Genomic DNA, 19,557 nt, shown 5'->3' on the forward strand with positions numbered 1-19,557 from the left:
GGCGCCGGGCGCGGCAGGGCGTGCACAATCCGGGGATGAGCAATTCCAAGACTTTGGTGCTGATCGACGGCTCCAGCTACCTGTACCGCGCCTATCACGCCATGCCGGACCTGCGGGCAGAGCCCGGGAACCCGGCCAGCCCGGCCACCGGGGCGATACGCGGCATGATCAACATGCTGCAGGCGCTGAAGAAGGACGTGGCGGCCGACTATGCGGCCTGCGTGTTCGACACCAGCGGCCCGACCTTCCGCGATGCGCTGTATGCCGACTACAAGGCCCACCGCGCGCCCATGCCCGACGATCTGCGCGCCCAGATCGAGCCCATCCACGAAGTGGTGCGCCTGCTGGGCTGGCCGGTGCTGGCCATACAGGGCGTGGAGGCCGATGACGTGATCGGCACGCTGGCCAAGACGGCGGCTTGCCAGGGCGTGAACGTGGTCATCTCCAGCGGCGACAAGGACCTGTCCCAGCTGGTGGACGAGCGCATCATGGTCATGGACACCATGAGCGGCAAGCGCCGCGACGTGGCGGGCGTCACGGCGGAGTTCGGCGTACCGCCCCATCTCATGATCGATTACCAGTCCCTGGTGGGCGACGCGGTGGACAACGTGCCCGGCGTGGCCAAGGTCGGGCCCAAGACCGCGGCCAAATGGCTGCTGGAGTACGGCTCGCTGGATGCGCTCATCGCCCATGCGACCGACATCAAGGGCGTGGCGGGGCAGAACCTGCGCGATGCGATCGCCTCGGGCCAGCTGGCGCTGAGCCGCCAGCTGGTGACCATGAAGACCGACTGCGACCTGAAGGCCGAGCTGCCCGGCCTGCCCGACCTGGCGGTGCTGGAGCCGGCCGTGCCCGACACCGTGCAGCTGCGCGACTTCTACGAGCGCTACGGCTTCAAGGCACTGGCGCGCGCCATCGGCGGCGGTGCCGCGCAGCCCGATGCGCTGGAGGCCGTGCAGTCCGGCCGCAAGAGCGCCAGGCCGCGTGCCGACACGGCCACGGACGACATGTTTGCCGAGCAGGCCGAGGAATCCGGCAGCGCCACGGCCGAGGCCGAGCAGGCCCAGCAGCGCGAGCTGCACTATGACGTGGTGCTGACCTGGGAACTGTTCGACCAGTGGCTGGGGCGGATCGATGCAGCGCCGCTCACGGCCATCGATACCGAGACCAATTCGCTGGACGAGATGAAGGCCGAGATCGTCGGCATCTCGCTGAGCGTCAATCCCGGAGAGGCGGCCTACATCCCGCTGCGCCATGCGGGCCCGGACGCGCCCGAGCAGCTGCCTTTCGACGAGGTGCTGGCGCGGCTCAGGCCCTGGCTGGAGGATGCGGCCAAGCCCAAGCTGGGCCAGCACATCAAGTACGACCGCCATGTGTTCGCCAATGCGGGCATTGAGGTGCGCGGCTATGTGCACGACACCATGCTGCAAAGCTATGTGCTGGAGGTGCATCGCCCCCATGGCCTGGCCAGCCTGGCGCTGCGCCACACCAACCGCACGGGCATCAGCTACGAGGACCTGTGCGGCAAGGGCGCGCACCAGATTCCGTTTGCCCAGGTGCCCGTGGACAAGGCGGCCGCCTATGCCTGCGAGGATGCCGACCAGACGCTGGACGTGCACGGCGTGCTGTGGCCACAGCTGCAGGCCAGCGAAGCCCTGCGCGGCATCTACGAGCTGGAGATCGCGACCAGCGAGGCGCTGTTCCGCATCGAGCGCAACGGCGTGCTCATCGACGCGGCCACGCTGGCCAGGCAGAGCAACGACCTGGGCCAGCGCATCGTGCAGCTGGAGCAGGAGGCCTATGACATCGCGGGCCAGCCCTTCAACCTGGCCAGCCCCAAGCAGCTCGGCGAGATCTTCTTCGACAAGCTGGGCATGCCCGTGGTGAAGAAGACCGCCACGGGCGCGCGCAGCACCGACGAGGAGGTGCTGGAAAAGCTGGCCGAGGACTACCCCCTGCCGGCCAAGCTGCTGGAGCACCGCAGCCTGTCCAAGCTCAAGGGCACCTATACCGACAAGCTGGCCCAGCTGGCGCTGCCGCGCACGGGCCGCGTGCACACCCACTATGCCCAGGCCGTGGCCGTGACGGGGCGCCTGTCCAGCAACGACCCCAATCTGCAGAACATCCCGATCCGCACGCCCGAGGGCCGGCGCGTGCGCGAGGCCTTTGTCGCGCCCGAGGGCAGGCTGATCGCCAGCGCCGACTATTCGCAGATCGAACTGCGCATCATGGCCCATCTGTCGGGCGACGAGTCCCTGCTCAGGGCTTTCCACGAAGGCCGCGACGTGCACCGCGCCACGGCGGCCGAGGTCTTCGGCGTGGAGCTGGAGCAGGTCAGCAGCGAGCAGCGCCGCTACGCCAAGGTCATCAACTTCGGCCTGATCTACGGCATGAGCAGCTTCGGCCTGGCCAAGAACCTGGGCATAGAGACCAAGGCCGCGGCGGCCTATATCGACAAGTATTTCCAGCGCTACCCGGGCGTGAAGCGCTACATGGACGAGACCGTGGAATTCGCCCATGCCCACGGCTATGTGCAGACAGTGTTCGGCCGGCGCCTGTACCTGCCCGACATCAACGGCGGCAGCGGCCCGCGCAAGAAAGCCGCCGAGCGCCAGGCCATCAACGCGCCCATGCAGGGCACGGCGGCCGATCTGATCAAGAAGGCCATGGTGGCCGTGCAGGCCGAGCTGGACGCCGCCAGGCCCGAGGTCAAGGTCATCATGCAGGTGCACGACGAACTGGTGTTCGAGTTGCCCGCCGCCGAGCAGGACTGGGTCAGGACCGAAATCCCGCGCCTGATGGCCCAGGTGGCCGAGCTCAAGGTGCCGCTGCTGGCCGAGGTCGGCTTCGGGCCCAACTGGGACCAGGCGCACTGAACCGCCGACCGGCCCATCCGTCCGCTATGCAGTGTCGGAATAGCGCGACACGGCAGGCGGGCGCCTCCCAAGCGCCATGAAGCTGTATACGATCTAGCCAGGGCCGTGCCCGGGCGCCACAAGCGCTTCGCACGCCGCCGGCGAGATCCGTGCGGCCCTGCAACTGCGGTTTTTCTGCGAGGACATGTTTTGACTTCCATCTTGTATCAGGTCCTGATCACTTTGGACTCCGTGGCGCTCATCGGCTTTCACAGAAAGCCGCGCTGTACCCTGGTGCGCAGGCGCATGCGGCGCGACCTGCTGGCCGGTGCTCTGGGCGTCGGCAGCCTGCTGGGCGTGGCCGGCATGGCCCAGGCCCAGGAAAAGGGCAGCTGGGTGCTGGTGCAGCCGCTGGAGCGGGCCCAGGTGGCCGATGCGGTGGCGCGCCACTATGCCAGGCTGCTGCCCCAGTACCTGGAGGGCAAGGCTGCCGTGCACGAGGCCAGCCGGGCTCAGGGCGTGCGGGCCGTGCGCTGGGCGGTGGACGAAGCGCCGCCGCAGCGTACGCTGATGCTGATGTCCTCGGTGCTGGCCGTGCAGATCCAGGATGAAGACGGCGCGAGGCGCCGCGGATTGAGCATGCTGCCGGTGCAGCTGGTGCTGCAGCGTTCCTGGTGCCTGGCGGCGGCCAGCGGCCAGCCGCTGAAGAACAGCGGCGAGCTGGTTGCCAGGCTGCGCAAGCTGGGGCGGCCGGTGCGCCTGGGCGTGCCGGTCAACGGCGGCATGCCCGGTATCTGGATCAAGGCCATGGAGCGCCGCACCGGCGTGGCCTGGCAGGCGCAGACCTATGCCCGCGAAGTCTATCCGGCCGTGAAGGATCTGCTGGCGGGCCGCCAGGACCTGCTGCTGGACCATTGCGCCGAGATCCGGCGCGTGGCGGACGCCGCCGGCGATGCCGTGCGCTCCAGGCTGCAGATCCTGGCCTTTGCGGGGGAACAGCCGGTCTCGGATGTGCCCAATTTCTGCCAATGGCGGCTGCCGCCCATCTCCTCGGGCTGGATGGCCTGGTTCGTGCCGGCGCGCATGAAGCCCGATGAACGCGAACGCCTGGGCCGGGCGCTGCATGCCATCGCACTGCGGGCCGACACGCAGCGCCTGATCCAGGACCTGCAGCTGGAGCCGTCCACATTCTCGATCGAGGCCAGCCAGGCCTTCGTGGAAAATTCCCTGGGGGACTGGCGCAGCGTGGCGACCTGGCTCGACAACATTTCCTCGGAGGCTTTGCCGCAGGCCCCCGCGCAGGAGGCGCAGCCCTGACGGCCTGCATGAAAATGCATAGCGGTCAGCGCTGGATGTGCCATGATTCCAATGATGAATAGCAGTAGAACAAAGAAGGCAGGAGCGCTGCAAGCTCCCGTTTTATGAGCGCAGGCAGCGGCTCCAGCCGCCCCGCCCAAGGCGGCGCGCGCATGACGCCGGCGATGCGCATGGGCCTGTCCATCGCGGTGGCCACCGGGCTGTACGGCATTTCGTTCGGCGCACTGTCGGTGGCGGCCGGCCTCGACCTCTGGCAGACCCAGGCGCTGAGCTTTCTGATGTTCACGGGCGGTTCGCAATTCGCCTTCGTCGGCGTGATTGCCGGCGGCGGCAGCGGGGCCGCCGCCGTGGGCGCGGCCAGCCTGCTGGGCGTGCGCAATGCCATCTACGGCATGCAGCTGAGCCGCATGGTCGGCCCGCATGGCCTGTGGCGCTGGCTGGCCGCGCACTGGACCATTGACGAATCGGCGGCCACGGCCGCGGGCCAGGATGATGCGGCCGAGCAGCGCCGCGGCTTCTGGATGGCCGGGGGCGGCGTCTTCCTGTTCTGGAACCTGTTCACCCTGCTGGGCGCGCTGCTGGGCGACGCCCTGGGCGACACGCGCCGCTTCGGCCTGGATGGCGCAGCGGTGGCGGCCTTTCTGGGCCTGCTTTGGCCGCGGCTGAACGCGCGCGAGCCGGTTGCGCTGGCGCTGGTGTGCGGCCTGGTCACGGCCGTGGCCATCCCGCTGGTGCCGCCGGGCCTGCCGATCCTGCTGGCTGCGGCCGTCGGCGCCCTGTGGGGCTGGATGCGGCCTTCCGAGGCGAAAAGGGGAGGTCCCGCATGAGCGGCGCAGCGATGACAGGGGCCGGCCTGTGGGGCTGGATCGCGCTGGCTTGCGCACTGGCCTTCGTGACCAAATTCCTGGGCTACAGCCTGCCGCAGCGCTGGCTGCACAGCCCGCGCATGACCCAGGTGGCGGCCTGCCTCACGGTGGCCTTGCTGGCTTCGCTGACGGTCATGAACACGCTGGCCGGTGGCACCCTGCTGGTGTTCGATGCGCGCCTGGCGGCGCTGGCCGTGGCGGCCGCGGCCCTGTGGCTGCGCCTGCCGTTCCTGCTGGTGGTGATCCTGGGCGCGCTGGCGGCGGCCCTGGTGCGCTGGTGGTTCTGAGCCGCGCGCCACGCAAGGGGCTGCAGCTGTGCCGGGCTCACCGATTAGACTGCTGCGAGCCGTTCATGGCTGGAAAGGCGACTACCTATGCAATATGGCGATATCAGGCGGGATCTGGAATCCATGCTGCCGGGCCGTTCGGCAGAAGAGGGCAAGGACAGCCGGCGCGGCATGCTGCGCATGGCGCTGGGAATCGGTGCGGGGCTGGGCTATGCCGCGGCTGCCGGCCCGGTGATGGCGCAGACGGCCATCGCCACGCCGGCGGATGGCCTGGCGGCCGGACGCATCCATTACGAGGTGGGCGGCTTTGCCGTGCCGGCCTACCATGCGATGCCGGACAAGAAGGCCGACTTGCCCGTGGTGCTGGTGGTTTCTGAAATCTTCGGCGTGCATGAATACATTGCCGATGTCTGCCGGCGCCTGGCGCGCGCCGGCTATCTGGCGATTGCTCCGGACCTGTTTGCGCGCCAGGGCGATCCCGCCAGCTATACCGAGATGGCCAGGCTCATGAGCGAGGTGGTGGCCCGGGTGCCCGATGCCCAGGCCATGGCCGATCTCGACGGCGCCGTGCAATGGGCCGCGGCCCATGGCGGCGACGGGGCCCGCCTGGGCATTACCGGCTTTTGCTGGGGCGGGCGCATCACCTGGCTGTATGCCGCCCATGGCGCTGCCCGGGCCGGCGTGGCCTGGTACGGGCGACTGGAAGGCGAGAAGACGGCCTTGCAGCCGGCCCATCCGGTGGACCTGGTCCCGCAGCTCAAGGCGCCGGTGCTGGGCTTGTATGGCGGCCAGGATGGCGGCATTCCCGTGGCCTCCGTGGAACGCATGCGCGAACGGCTGCGGCACGGCCCGGCTGCGGCCAAGGCCTCGGAATTCGTGATCTATCCGGAGGCCGGCCACGCCTTCCATGCCGACTACCGGCCCAGCTACCGCGAGCAGGCCGCCCAGGATGGCTGGCAGCGCATGCTGGCCTGGCTGCACAGGCATGGCGTGTCTTAGGCTGCCCGCATCCGTGGCCCGGCGTCCGGCCACGACCCTGCGGAAAAAGGATCCGGCGGGGGCTTGACAGCTTTGCTAAGGTGAAACCGGGAAGCAGCTCCGGGATTGCGGTGTGGTGATAGCGCCGCGCGCCGCAGTGGGCGGCGCATTCTGCGAGAATTCGCGGGTTTCGCCTGTGAGGCAGGCTAAAAGCAAGAAATTAGCTATGACATTGGTAGCAATCATTCTGGCCACTCTGGCTGCCGGCATCGGCAGCGTCTGGGTGGCCGCTTTGTTGATGGGTTTGGGCGGCTCGCGTTCGCCGGGCATGATGCCGCAGCGGCTGCTGAGCCTGGCGGCCGGCGCCTTGCTGGCCACGGCTTTCATGCATTTGCTGCCCGAGGCGTTCGAGAGCCATAGCGAGGCGCACGACCTGTTCATCACCCTGCTGGTGGGGCTGGTGTTCTTCTTTCTGCTGTCCAAGGCCGAGCTGTGGCACCACGGGCACGAGCATTCCCACGCGCATCCGCCGTCCCATGCGCATCACGGCCACGGCCATGGGCATGCCCATGCGCACGAACATGGCCATGGGCATGGCCACGGCCACCAGGGCGGCGGCTGGGCCGTGCTGACGGGCGACAGCGTGCACTGCTTCGGCGACGGCGTGCTGATTGCCTCGGCCTTCGTGGCCGACATCCGGCTGGGGCTGATCGCGGCCCTGTCCGTGCTGGCCCACGAGGTGCCGCACCACATGGGCGACATCGTGGTGCTGCGCCAGTCCAGCTCCAACCGGCGCGTGGCGCTGATCAAGGTCTCCATGGCGGGCGCGGTCACCACCCTGGGCGGCATTGCGGGCTATTTCCTCATCGGCCAGCTGCACGAGCTGCTCCCGTACTTCCTGGTGGTGGCTTCCAGCAGCTTCATCTATGTGGCGCTGGCCGACCTGATTCCCCAGCTGCAGAGGCGGCTGAGCGCGCGCGAGACCGCGGCCCAGGTGGGCTGGCTGCTGCTGGGCATCGTCCTGGTCACGGTCATGAGCGGCGCGGCGCACAGCCATGCGCACTGAAATTTGCTGAACGGCGCTCAGGCCTGGGGCAGGGCCTCGCCGCGCAGCACGGCGCGCACGGCGGGCAGCTGGCGCCGCGAGACCGCCAGCATCTCGGGCACGCCGTGCAGCTGCAGCATCCAGGTTTCTCCGTCGGCGCCGCCGTCGCAGCGCTCCAGGCCGCGCAGCGCGGAGCGCGCCACCAGCGCATTGCGGTGCACGCGCAGCAGGTGCTCGCCGTGGCGCTCCTCGAGTTCGGCCAGGGCGCCGTCGAGGATGTAGTGGCGTGCGGCGGTGCGCACCGTGATGTATTTCTGCTCGGCTTTCAGATAGAGCACCTCGGCCAGGGGCAGGCGTACCGTGCGCCCGCGCTCCTGTATCAGCAGCTGCGCGCCGGTCTCGCGCGCGGCCTGCGCCAGGGCGCTGCGGGCCTCGATGGCGCGCTCGGCCTTGAGCAGGGCCTGCTCCAGGCGTTCCAGGCGCACCGGCTTGGTCAGGTAGTCCACGGCGTCCAGCTCGAAGGCGTCGACCGCATGGTGGGCATGGGCCGTCACGAAGATGACGGCCGCCGGCTCGGCCTGCGAGCACAGCGCCCGGGCCAGCGTCAGGCCGTCCTGGCCCGGCATGTGGATGTCCAGCAGTACCAGCTGCACGGGCCTTGCCATCTGCCGCGAGGCCTGCAGCACTTCCAGGGCCTGGCGGGCGTCGGCGGCTTCCTGCACGCGCAGCGGCTCGCGGCCCTGGCGGCTTTCGCGGTCCTCGCAGTCGCCCAGCAGCGTGCGCAGGCGGGTCCGGGCCAGGGCCTCGTCGTCAACGATCAGTATGTGCATGGCGGAGGGCGGCAGAGGGCTGCCGGCTGTCGGAATCGGGAAGGGGCACGGCGATGCGCACGATGAAGAAGCCGCCCTGGACGCGGGCCGAAAAGCTGCCGTGCAGGTCGTGCAGCAGCGAAAGCCTGGCCTTCACGTTGGCCAGCGCAATGCGGTGGCCGCTGGGCGATGCGGTGTCCTGCGCGGCGCCGTCCGCCGGCAGGGTGTTGATGATGTGGACCACGGCCTGCTCGCCGCGCCTTTGCGTGCGTATCTGCAGCTTGCCGCCGCGCAGGCCGGGCTCCACGCCGTGGCGGATGGCGTTCTCGACCAGCGGCTGCAGCAGCAGGGGCGGCAGCAGCGCGCCATGGGCATCGGGGTCCAGCTGCCACTGCATCTGCAGCCGATCGCCAAAGCGTACCTGCTCGATGGCCAGGTAGCGCTGGGCCAGCTCGATTTCCTGGGCCAGCGTGGCCGTGCTGTGCGGTTCGGCCAGGGCGTAGCGGAACAGGTCGCTCAGGTCCTCCAGCAGGGTTTCGGCCTTGGCCGGTTCGGCGCGCACCAGCGCGATGGCGCTGTTGAGGGTGTTGAACAGAAAGTGCGGGCGGATTCGCGACTGCAGCTCGGCCAGGCGCGCCTGGGTCTGGGCGGGCGTGCTGCCGCGTGCACGCAGCACCAGGGCCGTGACCAGCGCGGCCGCCAGCACCCCGCCGGTGACGGCGCTGGCCAGCCAGGGCGCGTCGGCCAGGCCCACCCAGTGCAGCGTGGCGCAGGCGTACAGACCGGCCAGCATGCCCAGCGCCACGCCGCCCAGGTACTGGCCGCGCGTGTGCATGCGCTGCAGCCGGTGCTTGAGGCTGCAGGCCGCGATCAGCCAGATCAGCGTGCCGGGCAGGCTGGCGCCGGTCAGCAGGGCCATGCGCGAAAGCCATTCGGCCGGCGTGCCGGTGCCGAACATGGCCGCGACGGCAATCACGCCCTGCACGAACAGCACGGCACGCAGCACCACGCCTGCATTGCAGGCGTCGAACACCAGCGGCTGCGGCAGGCGCGGCGGGGGCTCGGCGGGGCGGGTGGTCGGGTTCGGCAAGATGGGCTCGCAAGTCACGGCAAGGCAGGACAGGGGCCCGCCGCGGCGGCGCGGGCCCGTGGCTGGTGATTATGGCTGCGGCGGTGCCGGTTTAGGCATGCCGGCGCAGGCCGGCCAGCTGGCGCAGCCTGAACGAGCCTCGCCTGATGTGGCGCAAGGCCATGGCCAGGCCCGTGGACGCGGCAGCGGGTGCCGGCGCCAGGGCCTCGGCGTCGCGAGCCACCTGGGCAAAGCGCTTGAGCGACCAGCCTATGCCGGTGAGGATCAGCGCCATCGCAAGGCACTCGGTCCAGTCCGGCAGGCGCCTTTCCCAGGCGAAGTGGTAGAGCAGCGTGAACAGGGTCTCGAACACCACGAGCTGGCCCATGAGGGAAACCGGCAGGCGCACGCTGGCCGCATTCCAGGCCAGGTTGCCGAGCCAGGAGCAGAAGATGGCCATGCCCAGGCACAGCAGCCAGAAAGTCTGCCAGCGTGCCGGCGGGATCTGCTGGGTGGCGGCCGGCGCGAGCCACCACCACAGTGCGGCCAGCACCAGGCTCAGCACGCCCACGACCAGGCCCCACAGCGTGGACCATTCGGAGCCGTTGAAGCTGCTGTCGCGCAGGAAGCGGTTGTTGTCGATGGCATAGCGGCTCCAGGCCAGTAGGGCCAGCACGGCCATGAAGACGCCGCCCGCATAGCGCGTGCCGCCCGTGCCGCCGGCCGACAGCGCCTGGCCCAGGGCCTGGCTGTTGATGGTGACGATGCCCAGCACGATGAGCAGCAGCGGCATGGCCAGGTGCCGCAGGGGCAGCGAGCCGGCCGTGTGGCGCGCCATCAGGGGCACGAGCACGGGCACCAGGCCGACGATCAGCGACGTCACCGGCACGCCCACCCATTGCACGGCCGTGGCGGCCACGGCGAAGTAGGCGATATTGCCCACGAGCGCCAGCCAGGCCAGGCGCAGCAGGTCCACCCTGCGGATGCGCGGGCGCAGCCGGGCAGCGCGCGGCGCAAAGATGCACAAGGCCACCACGCCGTAAAGACCGAAACGGGCAAAGGTGATCTGCAGCGGTGAAAACTCGGGCAGCAGCGTGGGCACCATGTAAATGGCGCCCCAAAGGCCGCAGGCGGCGAGCGCAAACACCAGACCCTGGGCCATCGACGAACGGGAAGACATCAACAACGAAGGCCGGCGCTTGTTAAGTGCCGGCCCATCCAACTGCCGCAAACCAAAATGGCCCGCACAAGCGCAGGCCCACCGCTGAGGCGAGCGCGATTGTGCGCCGCCAGCCATGGCATGGATGGCATCAGGCCTATGGAGCAGTCGGATGTGATTTCCAGAAAATCCGCCTGCAGCGCTTTGCTGGTAAGCGGAAGGACTTTGAAAAACATAGCATTCGCAGCGAGCGGCGCTGTCTGTTTTTTGCCATCGCCCGGGCTTGCGGCGGTGCGCAGGGCCGACGGCCGGCACCGCCGATAAAATGGACGGTTTAGCGGACCGCTGCAGTCCGCAGCGATTTCATCCGGCTCACCCCGCTTTGTCCCCTATGTCCGCCCATCAAAACTCCACTCCCTCGCACAACCAGCTCGACACCAAGGCCGAAGCCTGGTCGGCCCTGTTCTCCGAACCCATGAGCGACCTCGTCAAGCGCTATACCTCCAGCGTTTTCTTCGACAAGCGCATGTGGCAGGCCGACATCCAGGGCAGCCTGGCGCACGCCGAGATGCTGGCGGCCCAGAAGATCATCGCGGCCGAGGACTTTGCCGCCATCCAGAAGGGCATGGCGCAGATCACGGCCGAGATCGAGGCCGGCAGCTTCGACTGGAAGCTGGACCTCGAAGACGTGCACCTGAACATCGAGGCGCGCCTGACCCAGCTCGTGGGCGATGCGGGCAAGCGCCTGCACACCGGCCGCAGCCGCAACGACCAGGTGGCCACCGACGTGCGTCTGTGGCTGCGCGGCGAGATCGACCTCATCGAAGGCCTGCTCAAGGAGCTGCAGCGTTCGCTGGTCGAGGTGGCCGAGAAGAACGTGGATGTGATCCTGCCCGGCTTCACCCACCTGCAGGTGGCCCAGCCCGTGAGCTTCGCCCACCACCTGCTGGCCTACGTGGAAATGTTCAAGCGCGACGCCGAGCGCATGCTGGACGTGCGCAAGCGCGTCAACGTGCTGCCCCTGGGTAGCGCGGCGCTGGCCGGCACCACCTACCCGCTGGACCGCGAGCGCGTGGCCCGCACGCTGGGCATGGAAGGCGTGAGCCAGAACAGCCTGGACGGCGTGAGCGACCGTGACTTCGCCATCGAATTCACCGCGGCCGCCAGCCTGTGCATGGTGCATATCTCGCGCCTGTCCGAGGAGCTGATCATCTGGATGAGCCAGAACTTCGGCTTCATCCGCATCGCCGACCGCTTCACCACCGGCTCGTCGATCATGCCCCAGAAGAAGAACCCCGACGTGCCGGAGCTGGCGCGCGGCAAGACCGGCCGCGTGGTCGGCCACCTGATGGGCCTGATCACGCTGATGAAGGGCCAGCCCCTGGCCTACAACAAGGACAACCAGGAGGACAAGGAGCCGCTGTTCGACACCGTGGACACGCTCAAGGACACGCTGCGCATCTTCGCCGAGATGATCGGCGGCCAGGTCAACCCGGCCACCGGCGCCAAGGAGGGGGGCATCACCGTCAACGCCGGCAACATGCGCGCCGCCGCGCTCAAGGGCTACGCCACGGCCACCGACCTGGCCGACTACCTGGTCAAGAAGGGACTGCCGTTCCGCGACGCGCACGAGACCGTGGCGCATGCCGTGAAGCTGGCCACCATGAAGGGCGTGGACCTGACCGAGCTGCCCCTGGCCGAACTGCAGGCCTTCAACCCGAACATCGAGGCCGACGTGTTCGAGGCGCTGAGCCTGGAAGGCTCGCTCAACGCCCGCAACACGCTGGGCGGCACCGCGCCCGCACAAGTGCTTGCCCAGCTGGCGCGGCACCAGGCGCGCCTGGGCTGATGGCCGCCCCGCGGCCCTGAATTTGTGGCGTAATCATTGCGCCGGAAAAGCGCCCTTTGCCGGGCGCTTTTGCTTGGGGCAGACCGAACAATACACAAGGAGAGAACTCATGGCGCAATCCCGTCGTCAACTGCTGCAGGCCGGCCTGGGAGCCGCTGCCGCTGCGGCGCTGCAGCCCCCGGCCTGGGCGCAGCCGGCATCGCAGCCGATCCGGATCCTGGTGGGCTTTCCGCCCGGCGGCGGCTCGGACGCCATTGCGCGCCTGCTGGCCGACCGGCTCAAGGACGAGCTGGGCACCACCGTCATCGTGGACAACCGCCCCGGCGCAGGCGGCCAGATCGCGGCACAGCAGCTCAAGGCGGCGCCGGCCGACGGCCATACGCTGTTTCTCACGCACGACCACACCATCTCCATCCTGCCCCAGGTGGTGAAAAAGCCCGGCTTCGATCCGCACCAGGACTTCGTGCCCGTGGCCGGCTTCGCGACCTTTGTGAACGCGCTGGCCGTATCGAGCAGCACGCCGGCCAGGAACCTCGCCGAGTACGTGGCCTGGGTGCGCGCCGGTGCGCGGCGCGGCAGCGTGGGCATTCCCGCGCCGGCTTCCACGCCCGAGTTCCTGGTCAAGCTGCTGGCCGAGCACTACCAGCTCGACCTCGTGGCCGCGCCCTACCGCGGCAGCGCGCCCATGCTGGCCGACATGCTGGGCAACCAGATTCCGGCCGGCATAGGCTCGGTGCAGGACTTCATGGAGAACCACAAGGCCGGCAAGCTGCGCGTGATCGGCGTGCTGGGTGCAAAGCGCCAGGCCGCCATGCCCGACGTGCCCACGCTGGCCGAGCAGGGCATCCAGGGCTTCGAGGACACGCCGTACTACGGCATCTATGCGCCCCGGGGCACGCCCCAGGCTTTCGTGGACCGGTTCTCTTCGGCGCTGGCCGCGGTGCTCAGGCAGCAGGATGTGCACGAGCAGCTGACGGCGCTTGGTCTTACAGTCGGATACATGAATTCCGCACAGCTGGCGGCCAGGGAGGCGGCCTACACCCGGGTATGGACCGGTATCATTCGGCGCAGCGGCTTCCAGCCGCAATAGCCCCCGCGTGCAGCATCTGCTCAAAGCCCTGCTTCGCCCGAGGAGCAGGGCTTTTTCGTGCCTGCTTCCCAGTGGTGGGGAAAGACGCGCCGGGCCATAACTCCAATTCAAAATAGTGGGCCCGGGGCATTCTTCGCGGCTCAGAGGGGAAAGCTGTTATGAGCGTGCCGAGCACGAAGAAGGCCGAAGAAGTGTCCCGAAAGGCACCTCCGAACGCGCAAAGCCGGGCGCCGGCCTGGCGCAAGGCGCTGGGGGCGGGTTTGCTGTGGGGGCTGGCCGCCGTATCGGCGCATGCCGTGGGCATCCGCCAGTTCAGCCCGCAAGGCGATGTGACCAAGGTGGGGCAGGTGGTGGTCCAGCTCGACGGCGCCGGCGTGCGCCTGGGCGATCCCAAGGCCGCAGCGCCCGTGACGCTCAAGTGCAGCGACGCGCAGGCGGCGCAGGGCACGGGGCGCTGGAACAGCGAAAAGGAGTGGGTGTTCGACTTCGCGGACAACCTGCCGGCCGGCGTGCGCTGCACGGCGCAGATCAATTCCCAGTTCAAAACGGTCGCCGGCACGGCGCTGACCGGCGCCGCCAGCTACCAGTTCCAGACCGGCGGCCCGCAGGTGGAGCGCATCGCCCCCGACACCTACGAGAGCATCGACGAGCAGCAGATGTTCGCGCTGCGCCTGACGGGCGCGGCCCTGCCCGACAGCGTGCAAAAGCATATGTGGTGCACCTCGGAAGGCGTGGGCGAGCGCATTCCCGTGCAGCTGGTCACGGGCAAGGACCGCGATGCCGTGCTCAAGCAGCAGCGCTGGGACAAGGACGCCGCCAGGAATCCGCAGAAATATGTGGTGCTCGGCTGCAACCGCCGCCTGACTTCGGGCAGCAAGATGACGCTGGTCTACGGCCAGGGCGTGGCCATGGCGAGCGGCCTGGCCAGCAAGGACGTGCAGCGCTACGAATACAGCGTGCGCGAGCCGTTCTCCGCCGATTTCAGCTGCGAGCGTGAAAACGCCCAGGCGGCCTGCTTGCCGATCCGGCCCATGCGCCTGTCCTTCAATGCGCCGGTGCCGCGCAAGCTCATCGAGGGCATACGCCTCAAGAGCGGCGCTTCTGCGGTGGCTCCCGTCATCGAGCAGAACGGGGACAAGCTGGCCGAGGATTCGCTGGTCGACAGCGTGAGCTTCCCGCCCACCATGACGGCCAATGCCAAGTATGTGATCGAGCTGCCGCCCCAGTTCAAGGACGCGGCCGGCCGCACGCTGGAGAACGCCGGCATGTTCCCGCTGGCCACGGCCACGGGCGCCATGCCGCCGCTGGCCAAGTTCGCAGCTTCGCCGTTCGGCATCGTCGAGCGCTTTGCCGAAGGCCCGGACGGCCCGGCGTTGCTGCCCGTGACGCTGCGCAATGTGGAGCCCGAGCTGACCGCGCAGTCGCTGGACGCGAGCCTGGTGCGCACCAAGAAGGGCGGCTCGGATGCCGACATCATCGCCTGGCTGCACAAGCTGGAGGACTACGACAGCTACACCGTCAGCCGCAAGCGTGCGGCGCGCGACGTGAAGGTGCTGCCGCCTGTCATCAACGACGAAAAGCACTACGTGCAGACGCGCATGCTGTCCCTGCTCGACGGGCAGAGCCAGGTCCAGAAGCTGGAGATGCCCAAGGCATCCAAGGGCGATCCGCGCCCCTTCGAGGTGGTGGGCATCCCGCTGAGCCCTGGCTTCCAGATCGTCGAGATCGCATCGCCCATGCTGGGCAAGTCGCTGCTCGATGAAGGCTATGGCGCGGGCCGCACCATGTATGTGCGCACTTCGGCCCTGGTGACCAATCTGGCCGTGCATTTCAAGCTAGGCCGCGAGAATTCGGTGGCCTGGGTGACGACGCTGGACAAGGGCAAGGTGGTGCCGGGCGCCAGGGTGCAGGTGTCCGACTGCAACGGCCGCGCGCTGGCGTCGGCCACCACCAACGAGCAGGGCGTGGCCTCGTTCCCGGACCTGAGCCCCAATCCGCCCCAGTGCAGCCGCACAGACGAAGGCTTCTACCATAGCGCTGCCTATTTCGTGAGCGCCCGCGCCAGTACGGACAAGGGCGAGGAACTGGCCTTCACCTGGAGCAACTGGCAAAAGGGCATAGAGCCCTGGCGCTTCAACGCGCCCACCAGCAGCAGCTCCGAGCGTGACGAGGCCGCCCACACCATCTTCGACCGCATGCTGTTTCGCGCCGGCGAGACCGTGTCCATGAAGCACATCCTGCGCAGCCTCACCGGCCCTGGCGCAGGCCGCAACGGCTTTGCCCTGCCGGAAAACCGGCCCGACCAGCTGCGCATCACCCATGTGGGCAGCGGCCAGCGCTTCACCCAGGCCCTGAACTGGCGCAGCACCGGCTCGGGGGGGGCTGAGCGCGACCAGCGAATTCGCCATTCCCAAGGCCGCCAAGCTCGGCGAATACTACGTGGAGCTGGGCTATGCCGGCGGCGGCAGCAGCTACCGCCGCACCTTCAGCACCGGGTCGTTCCGCGTGGAGGAGTTCCGCCTCCCCGTGATGGAGGGCCGCATAGGCCCCGAGGCCAAGGGACCGCTCTACAACGTGAGCAGCGTGCCGGCCCAGGTGCAGATCAACTATGTCTCGGGCGGTGCCGCGGCCAATCTGCCGGTCAAGGTGTCGGCCGTGGTGCGCGCCAAGTCGCTGGACTTCTCCGACTGGGACGGTTTCAGCTTCCGTTCTCCGCGCGCGCCCAGGACCTGGAGCGCAGCGATGACGAAGAGGAAGCCGCCAGCGACGAAAGCAAGGTGGTGGCCGACAAGCTGCCCGTGACGCTGGACAGGAACGGCCTGGGCAAGGTCAACATCGCCAATTTGCCCAAGTCCAGGGAGGCCCGCGAGCTGCTGATGGAGGCCAGCTACGCCGACCCCAACGGCGAGGTGCAGACCCTGCGCAGCACGCAGACCCTGTGGCCCGCGGCCGTGGTGGCCGGCATCCGTGCCGAAGGCTGGATCTCGGTGGACCGCAAGCTCAGCTTCCAGGCGCTGACGCTCGATACCTCGGGCAAGGCCCAGGCCGGCGTGCCCGTCAAGGTGGAGGCCGTGGCCCGCATCACCACCTCCAGCCGCAAGCGCCTGGTCGGCGGCTTCTACAGCTACGACAACCAGACCTCGCTGAAGTCGCTGGGCACGGTGTGCTCGGGCACCACCGACAGCCATGGCCTGCTGCAGTGCGAAGCCCAACTGGCCCAGCCCGGCGAGGTGGAGCTGATCGTTTCGGCCACCGACAAGGACAGCCGCAGTGCGCAGGCCGCCACCAGCGTGTGGGTCACCGGCAAGGGCGAGCTGTGGTTCGGCGGCGAGGACCATGACCGCATGGACGTGCTGGCCGAGCGCAAGAGCTACGAGCCCGGCGAGACGGCGCGTTTCCAGGTGCGCATGCCGTTTCGCAGCGCCACGGCCCTGGTGGCCGTGGAGCGCGAAGGCATCGTGAGCACCCAGGTTGTGGAACTCAACGGCGAGAACCCCACGGTGGAGCTCAAGGTACAGGACAGCTGGGGCCCCAACGTCTACGTGAGCGTGCTGGCCCTGCGCGGCCGCCTGCGCGAGGTGCCCTGGTACAGCTTCTTCACCTGGGGCTTCAAGTCTCCGCGTGAATGGTGGAATGCCTTCTGGCACGAGGGCAAGGAATACATCGCGCCCACGGCCATGGTGGATCTGTCCAAGCCGGCCTTCCGCTTCGGCATGGCCGAGATCCGAGTCGGCATCAAGGGACACGCCATCGACGTGAAGCTCAGCGCCGACAAGGGCAGCTACAAGGTGCGCGGCACGGCCAGGGTCACCGTGAAGGCCACATTGCCTGACGGCAAGCCCGCTGCCGGTGCCGAGGTCGCGGTGGCCGCCGTGGACCAGGCGCTGCTGGAGCTCATGCCCAATCCCAGCTGGCAGCTGCTGGATGCCATGATGACGCGCCGCTCCTGGGGCGTGCAGACCGCCACGGCGCAGATGGAAGTCATCGGCCGGCGCCACTACGGCAAGAAGGCCGTGCCCGCGGGCGGCGGCGGCGGCCGCAGCCCCACGCGCGAGCTGCTCGACACCCTGCTGCTGTGGAAGCCCAATGTGGTGCTGGATGCCAAGGGCGAAGCACAGATCGAGGTGCCGCTCAACGATGCGCTGACCACCTTCCAGGTGGTGGCCGTGGCCGACCATGGCGTGGGCCTGTTCGGCACGGGCCAGACGGCCATCCGCACCACGCAGGACTTGCAGATCATCAGCGGCCTGCCGCCGCTGGTGCGCGAGGACGACCAGTTCCGTGCCCAGGTCACGCTGCGCAACACGTCGGCCAAGGCCATGAAGGTGGAAGTCACGCCGCGCGCCACGCTGCTGGAGCTGCAGCCCCAGAAGGTCGACATTCCCGCCGGCGAGGCGCGTGAAGTGGCCTGGGACGTGAAGGCTCCGGCCCAGCTGGCCGGCACGCGTGCCGAAGCGCTGATCTGGGAGATCTCGGCGCGCGATGTCGGCGGCGGTGCCGATGCCGCCCAGGACGCGCTCAAGATCAGCCAGCGCATCGTCCCTGCCGTGCCCTTGAGCGTGCAGCAGGCCACGCTGGTGCAGGTGGACGGCAGCTATGCCGTGCCCGTGGCGCCGCCCGCCGATGCGCTGCCGGGACGCGGCGGACTGCAGATGTCGCTGGTGCCCAAGCTGACCGAAGGCCTGCCGGGCGTGCGCGACTGGTGGGCCCGCTACCCGTACTCCTGCCTGGAGCAGATCACGGGCAAGGCCGTGGGCATGAGCAATGCCGAGCTGTGGCAATCGACCATGGCCCAGCTGCCCAACTATCTGGACGGTGACGGCCTGGCCAACTACTTCCCGCCGCGCGACGGTTTCCGCGACAGCGGCAGCGACACGCTGACCGCGCACCTGCTGAACCTGGCTGCCCTGGCCCAGGGCGTGGACAAGCGCTTCGTGCTGCCCGCTGCCGAGCGCGCGCGCATGGAAGACGGCCTGATCGCCTTCGTGGAAGGCCGCATCCAGCGCAACTTCTGGAGCCCGCGCAAGGACCTGGAAATGCGCAAGCTCGCGGCCATCGCCGCATTGGCGCAGTACGGCAAGGCCTCGCCGCGCATGCTCGACAGCATCAACATCACGCCCAACCAGTGGCCCACCCATGCGGTGATCGATCTGGCGATCCTGCTGCAGCACATGAAGGATGCGCCGCAGCGCAATGAGCGCCTGGCCCAGGCCATGCAGATCCTGCGCGGCCGCCTGACGTTCAACGGTACGCGCGTGGGCTTCTCCACCGACCAGGACGACAGCTGGTGGTGGCTGATGCAGGGCCCGGACGTGAACCTGGCGCGCCTGATGCTGGCGACCATGGACGAGCCCGAGTGGAGGGACGACATGCCGCGACTGGTCAGCGGCTTCATCGCCCGCCAGCAGTCGGGTGCCTGGAGCACCACCACGGCCAATCTGTGGGGTGCGCTGGCGCTGCGCCGCTTCTCGCAGAAGTTCGAGGCCGTGCCCGTGGCCGGCACCACGGTGGCCAGCATGAACGGCAACGAGGCCAAGGTGGACTGGGCCAATGTGCGGCGCGCCACCTCCGAGGACGCGCAGGGCACGGCCCATGCCACCAGCCTGTTCGGCGCGCCCGTGCGTGCCGGCGGCCTGATGAACAACACCATGTTCATGCCCTGGGGCAAGGCCGGCAAGGGACAGCTCACCGTGACCCAGCAGGGCACGGGCAAGCCCTGGCTGACCGTGCAGTCCGTCGCGGCCGTGCAGCTCAAGGAGCCGTTCAGCTCCGGCTATACCGTCAAGCGCACCGTGACGCCCGTGGAGCAGGCCGACAAGAGCCTGGGTGCGGGCCAGTACACGCGCGGCGACGTGTTGCGCGTGACGCTGGAAGTGCAGGGCAAGGCCGACATGACCTGGGTGGCCATCACCGACCCCGTGCCCACGGGCGCCACCATCCTGGGCGGCGGCCTGGGCCGCGATTCGGAAATCGCCTCGGCCGGCGAGAAGCAGGAGGGCGCGGGCTGGCTGGCCTACGAGGAGCGCAGCTTCGAGGCCTACCGTGCCTACTACCAGTACCTGCCCGCGGGCAAGACCAAGGTGGAGTACACGGTGCGCCTGAACAATGCCGGCGAGTTCGCCTTGCCGCCCACCCGCGTCGAAGCGCTGTACGCCCCCGAGATGTTCGGCGAGGCGCCCAACGCCAGGATCAAGGTGGCCATGCCCAAGTAATGCCCGGCGGCGCAAGCCGCC

Annotated in this window: 11 protein-coding genes and 1 pseudogene; 9 read left to right on the forward strand and 3 right to left on the reverse strand. The window is 68.8% G+C overall.

The features are described from left to right. Positions 1-35 precede the first annotated feature (35 nt). The 6 genes from polA to V8Z74_RS02295 all read left to right on the forward strand — a co-directional run bounded on the left by polA (position 36) and on the right by V8Z74_RS02295 (position 7,369). Positions 36-2,876 carry a DNA polymerase I gene (gene polA / locus V8Z74_RS02270; RefSeq protein ID WP_349707701.1) on the forward strand — a complete coding sequence of 947 codons (2,841 nt, stop codon included), beginning with the start codon at positions 36-38 and terminating at the stop codon, positions 2,874-2,876. Between the two features lie 189 nt (positions 2,877-3,065). Then, a complete protein-coding gene (locus V8Z74_RS02275) occupies positions 3,066-4,172 on the forward strand; it encodes a type 2 periplasmic-binding domain-containing protein (protein WP_349707702.1) in 1,107 nt (368 codons plus the stop codon). Positions 4,173-4,276: 104 nt separating this feature from the next. After that, on the forward strand, positions 4,277-4,999 hold the full coding sequence (locus V8Z74_RS02280) for an AzlC family ABC transporter permease (protein ID WP_349707703.1): 723 nt from the start codon (positions 4,277-4,279) through the stop codon (positions 4,997-4,999). After that, positions 4,996-5,325 carry an AzlD domain-containing protein gene (locus V8Z74_RS02285; protein ID WP_349707705.1) on the forward strand — a complete coding sequence of 110 codons (330 nt, stop codon included), beginning with the start codon at positions 4,996-4,998 and terminating at the stop codon, positions 5,323-5,325. The genes V8Z74_RS02280 and V8Z74_RS02285 overlap by 4 nt, the downstream gene beginning before the upstream one ends. An 87-nt stretch (positions 5,326-5,412) precedes the next feature. Then, positions 5,413-6,324, forward strand: coding sequence for a dienelactone hydrolase family protein (locus V8Z74_RS02290; protein ID WP_349707706.1), 912 nt, complete (start codon positions 5,413-5,415; stop codon positions 6,322-6,324). A gap of 205 nt (positions 6,325-6,529) precedes the next feature. Beyond that, positions 6,530-7,369, forward strand: a complete 840-nt coding sequence (locus tag V8Z74_RS02295) for a ZIP family metal transporter (protein ID WP_349707707.1) — start codon at positions 6,530-6,532, stop codon at positions 7,367-7,369. A 17-nt stretch (positions 7,370-7,386) separates the two neighbouring features. Here the strand turns inward: V8Z74_RS02295 and V8Z74_RS02300 are convergent, their stop codons facing one another. From V8Z74_RS02300 to V8Z74_RS02310, 3 genes are all read right to left on the reverse strand, one after another. After that, a complete protein-coding gene (locus V8Z74_RS02300; RefSeq protein ID WP_066473966.1) occupies positions 7,387-8,178 on the reverse strand; it encodes a LytR/AlgR family response regulator transcription factor in 792 nt (263 codons plus the stop codon). Beyond that, positions 8,159-9,250 (reverse strand): histidine kinase, encoded by a 1,092-nt coding sequence (locus V8Z74_RS02305; protein WP_349707811.1) that lies wholly within the window; start codon positions 9,248-9,250, stop codon positions 8,159-8,161. Before V8Z74_RS02305 ends, V8Z74_RS02300 begins: the two co-directional genes overlap by 20 nt. 88 nt (positions 9,251-9,338) lie before the next feature. Continuing rightward, positions 9,339-10,406 (reverse strand): DMT family transporter, encoded by a 1,068-nt coding sequence (locus tag V8Z74_RS02310; RefSeq protein ID WP_349707708.1) that lies wholly within the window; start codon positions 10,404-10,406, stop codon positions 9,339-9,341. Between the two features lie 370 nt (positions 10,407-10,776). Between V8Z74_RS02310 and argH the strand changes: the two genes are divergently transcribed. From argH to V8Z74_RS02325, 3 genes and pseudogenes are all read left to right on the forward strand, one after another. Further along, complete coding sequence (gene argH, locus V8Z74_RS02315) at positions 10,777-12,234, forward strand: argininosuccinate lyase (RefSeq protein ID WP_349707709.1); 1,458 nt, start codon at positions 10,777-10,779, stop codon at positions 12,232-12,234. A 109-nt stretch (positions 12,235-12,343) separates the two neighbouring features. Next, positions 12,344-13,324 carry a Bug family tripartite tricarboxylate transporter substrate binding protein gene (locus V8Z74_RS02320; RefSeq protein ID WP_349707710.1) on the forward strand — a complete coding sequence of 327 codons (981 nt, stop codon included), beginning with the start codon at positions 12,344-12,346 and terminating at the stop codon, positions 13,322-13,324. 248 nt (positions 13,325-13,572) lie between these two features. Continuing rightward, positions 13,573-19,536: pseudogene (locus tag V8Z74_RS02325) on the forward strand (alpha-2-macroglobulin family protein). The last annotated feature ends 21 nt before the right edge of the window (positions 19,537-19,557 follow it).

Origin of the sequence: Comamonas sp. w2-DMI (assembly GCF_040187735.1) — a bacterium.
GTDB classification, from domain to species: domain Bacteria; phylum Pseudomonadota; class Gammaproteobacteria; order Burkholderiales; family Burkholderiaceae_C; genus Comamonas; species Comamonas terrae.